We start from the raw sequence: 1,310 nt of genomic DNA on the forward strand, positions 1-1,310 counted from the left end.
TGAATCGCCCCGTGTTTGCCAGAGACTCAATAACTTGAGAAACTGGAACTATGAAAAAATCAAATCGCTATACATCAGAATTTCGTGAACGTGCAATTAGGCTTGTTACCACACAACAGCATGAATACCCTTCTCTTTGGGCTGCGCTAGTATCGATTTCAGATAAACTGGGATGTACCCCAGAAACACTTAGAGCATGGGTCAAGAAATCTCAAGCTCAACCGTCTAAACCCTCTTCTAATACGCAATCAACTGAAGAACGCCTTGCCGTCTTAGAGCGCGAGAATAAAGAGCTCAAGCGAACGAATGATATCCTGAGGCAAGCTGCCGCTTTTTTCGCCCAAGCGGAGCTCGACCGCAAACAGAAGTAATAGTGGATTTTATTGATGCTTGCAGAGAGCATTACGGTGTCGAGTCAATTTGCAAGGAATTGCCGATTGCACCATCAACGTATTATTCTCATAAACAGATACAAAGAGAGCCTGAGCGACTGTCTAACCGCAAAAAGCGTGATGCTGAGCTGATAATACTCATTCGCGAAGTGTGGGAGGATAATATGTCAGTTTATGGTGCAAGAAAAATATGGAAGCAGTTACAGCTTGACGACCATCAAGTCGCCCGCTGTACAGTCGAACGATTGATGCGAGTTATGGGAATTCAAGGTGTTCGTCGGGGTAAAGCACATAAGACAACGATACCTGACGAGCAACAAGATAAGCCACTTGATTTAGTTAATCGTCAATTTACTGCTGAGCAGCCAAATCAACTTTGGGTAGCTGACATCACCTATGTTGCCACATGGAGTGGGTTTGTTTATGTCGCTTTCGTGATAGATGTTTTTTCACGATACATTGTAGGTTGGCGTGTATCAACGACAATGCACACAGAGCTTATTCTTGATGCGTTAGAGCAAGCTATTTGGCATCGTGGCAACCCCGAAGGGTTAATTCACCACAGCGACAGAGGCAGCCAATATTTGTCTATACGATACACTGAGCGACTTGCTGAAGCTGGAATTCAAGCGTCTGTAGGCAGTGTGGGTGACTCTTATGACAATGCATTGGCTGAAACAATAAATGGATTATTTAAAACAGAGATTATTCGCAGAAATGGCCCGTGGAAGAATGTTGATGCTGTTGAATACGCAACGTTAGAGTGGGTCAATTGGTTTAATAATCAACGCTTATTATCTTCAATTGGGTATATTTCACCAGCTCAATATGAAACAGACTACTATGATAATTTAAACGAGTCAGGTAAAGTGGCCTGACTTAAACAAACTGGTCTCCGATGAACTCGGGGCGATTCAT

The 1,310-nt window shown here is 43.3% G+C and carries 1 protein-coding gene and 1 other annotated feature; the gene reads left to right on the top strand.

Annotation, left to right across the window (positions count from 1 at the left end; genetic code table 11):
- The first annotated feature begins 50 nt into the window (after positions 1–50).
- Positions 51–1,270 (top strand): IS3 family transposase gene (locus tag QL984_RS18425; RefSeq protein ID WP_223230517.1). Its coding sequence is split into 2 segments (ribosomal slippage): positions 51–339 and positions 339–1,270, totalling 1,221 coding nucleotides; the frame shifts between segments, so codons are not numbered across the junction.
- Positions 329–445: a sequence feature (AL1L pseudoknot), on the top strand. (Overlaps the previous gene by 117 nt.)
- Positions 1,271–1,310: the final 40 nt, after the last annotated feature.

Origin of the sequence: Pseudoalteromonas sp. APC 3495 (genome assembly GCF_030407645.1) — a bacterium.
Taxonomy (GTDB): domain Bacteria; phylum Pseudomonadota; class Gammaproteobacteria; order Enterobacterales; family Alteromonadaceae; genus Pseudoalteromonas; species Pseudoalteromonas tetraodonis.